Raw genomic sequence first — 2894 nt, forward strand, 5'->3', positions numbered from 1 at the left:
AACCCTGAAGACTGCAAGTAACGCGAAATCAATTGTTGATGAGGTCAAGCCCTCGGTCTGTTAGTACTCCTTTGCTTCATACATTACTGCACTTCCACATAGAGCCTATCAACGGGTGTTCTGCCCGTGACCTTACCTACTTATTGTAGTGAGAGCAATCATCTTGAGGTGGGCTTCCCACTTAGATGCTTTCAGCGGTTATCCGCTCCGCACTTGGCTACCCAGCGTTTACTGTTGGTACAATAACTGGTACACCAGCGGTGCGTTCCTCCCGGTCCTCTCGTACTAAGGAGGACTCCTCTCAATGCTCTTACGCCTGCACCGGATATGGACCGAACTGTCTCACGACGTTCTGAACCCAGCTCACGTACCGCTTTAATGGGCGAACAGCCCAACCCTTGGGACGTACTTCCGCCCCAGGTTGCGATGAGCCGACATCGAGGTGCCAAACCTCCCCGTCGATGTGGACTCTTGGGGGAGATCAGCCTGTTATCCCTAGAGTAACTTTTATCCGTTGAGCGACGGCCATTCCACTCTGCGCCGTCGGATCACTAAGGCCTACTTTCGTACCTGCTCGAGTGGTCACTCTTGCAGTCAAGCTCCCTTTATGCCTTTACACTCTAAGCACGGTTTCCAAGCGTGCTGAGGGAACCTTTGCGCGCCTCCGTTACCTTTTAGGAGGCGACCGCCCCAGTCAAACTGCCCACCTGAAACTGTTCCTACACCCGCTTAGGGTGCGAGGTTAGAATTCTAGCTTCGCCAGAGTGGTATCTCACCGTTGGCTCCCTTCTCCCCACAAGGAGAAGTTCAACGCCTCCCACCTATCCTGCGCAAGCGAAGCCCGAACACAATTCCAGGCTACAGTAAAGCTTCATAGGGTCTTTCTGTCCAGGTGCAGGTAGTCCGTATCTTCACAGACATTCCTATTTCGCCGAGTCTCTCTCTGAGACACCATCCAGATCGTTACGCCTTTCGTGCGGGTCGGAACTTACCCGACAAGGAATTTCGCTACCTTAGGACCGTTATAGTTACGGCCGCCGTTCACCGGGGCTTCGGTCGCCAGCTTCGCGCTTGCGCACTGACCGACTTCCTTAACCTTCCGGCACTGGGCAGGCGTCAGCCCCCATACCTCCTCTTACGAGTTTGCGGAGACCTGTGTTTTTGGTAAACAGTCGCCTGGATCTCTTCACTGCGACCCACTCTCGTGGGCACCCCTTCTTCCGAAGTTACGGGGCCATTTTGCCGAGTTCCTTAGAGAGAGTTATCTCGCGCCCCTTGGTATTCTCAACCTCCCTACCTGTGTCGGTTTCGGGTACGGGTACGATATGTTCATCACATGACTAGCTTTTCTTGGCACTATCTTTGACCACGCGGAGTTCGTAAACTCCTCCCAAACCAATCAGGGTGTGGCTAGTTTTCATGCGTCCCTAGCAATGCTCCCATACCATAGTCAGGGATTAGTCACCCTGTGTCCATCGACTACGCCTTTCGGCCTCGCCTTAGGTCCCGACTAACCCAGAGTGGACGAACCTGGCTCTGGAACCCTTAGGGTTTCGGGGCATTGGATTCTCACCAATGTTTGCGCTACTCAAGCCGACATTCTCACTTCCGTTTCGTCCACAGCTGCTTGCCGCTACTGCTTCTACCTACGACGGAACGCTCCCCTACCGATTAATTTTTGTTAATCCCACAGCTTCGGTACATCGCTTAGCCCCGTTCATTTTCGGCGCAAGAGCGCTTGACTAGTGAGCTATTACGCACTCTTTCAAGGGTGGCTGCTTCTAGGCAAACCTCCTAGTTGTCTGTGCACTCTCACCTCCTTTATCACTTAGCGATGATTTGGGGACCTTAGCTGGTGGTCTGGGCTGTTTCCCTCTTGACAATGAAGCTTATCCCCCACTGTCTCACTGGCAATGTGTGCTCTGGGTATTCTGAGTTTGTCTCGATTTGGTACCGGTCTCCCAGCCCGCACCGAAACAGTGCTTTACCCCCCAGATATATTCATTACCGCTGCGCCTAAACACATTTCGGGGAGAACCAGCTAGCTCCTGGTTCGATTGGCATTTCACCCCTAACCACACCTCATCCGCCGATTTTTCAACATCGGTCGGTTCGGACCTCCACTTGGTGTTACCCAAGCTTCATCCTGGACATGGTTAGATCACCAGGGTTCGGGTCTATAAACACTGATTATCGCCCTTTTCAGACTCGCTTTCGCTTTGGCTCCAGCTATTGCGCTTTAACCTACCAGTGCCTATAAGTCGCCGGCTCATTCTTCAACAGGCACGCGGTCAGACGTTGAATCGTCCTCCCACTGCTTGTAAGCTGATGGTTTCATGTTCTATTTCACTCCCCTTGCGGGGTTCTTTTCACCTTTCCCTCGCGGTACTGGTTCACTATCGGTCACACAGTAGTATTTAGCCTTACGAGGTGGTCCTCGCTGATTCACATGGGATTCCTCGTGCCCCATGCTACTCGGGATTGAGCTACTATCCTTCAGTTTTCGACTACAGGACTTTCACCTTCTCTGGTGCAGTATTTAGCTGCTTCGTCTAACCTCCGTGATTCGTTGTTGCTCTCCCACTACCCCAGTCAGTAAACCGACTGGTTTAGGCTCTTCCCCTTTCGCTCACCACTACTGAGGGAATCTCTTGTTTGATTTCTCTTCCTCCAGCTACTAAGATGTTTCAATTCGCTGGGTTGGCTCTTTCCTGCCTATATATTCAGCAGGTAGTACATAGGGTTGCCCCATTCGGATATCTCCGGCTCAGCGTTTGCTTCCAACTCCCCGGAGCATTTCGTCGGTAACCACGTCCTTCTTCGCCTCTGTGTGCCTAGGTATCCACCATCAGCCCTTATTAGCTTGACCACTAACAATTGCTGTCTGTTTTGTC

The 2894-nt window shown here is 52.2% G+C and carries 1 rRNA gene; it reads right to left on the reverse strand.

Going from position 1 to position 2894, the window contains the following annotated elements:
• Positions 1-40: 40 nt before the first annotated feature.
• Positions 41-2869, reverse strand: a 23S ribosomal RNA gene (locus BV375_RS01480).
• Positions 2870-2894 lie beyond the last annotated feature (25 nt).

Origin of the sequence: Nostoc sp. 106C (assembly GCF_002154725.1) — a bacterium.
Classification (GTDB): domain Bacteria; phylum Cyanobacteriota; class Cyanobacteriia; order Cyanobacteriales; family Nostocaceae; genus Aulosira.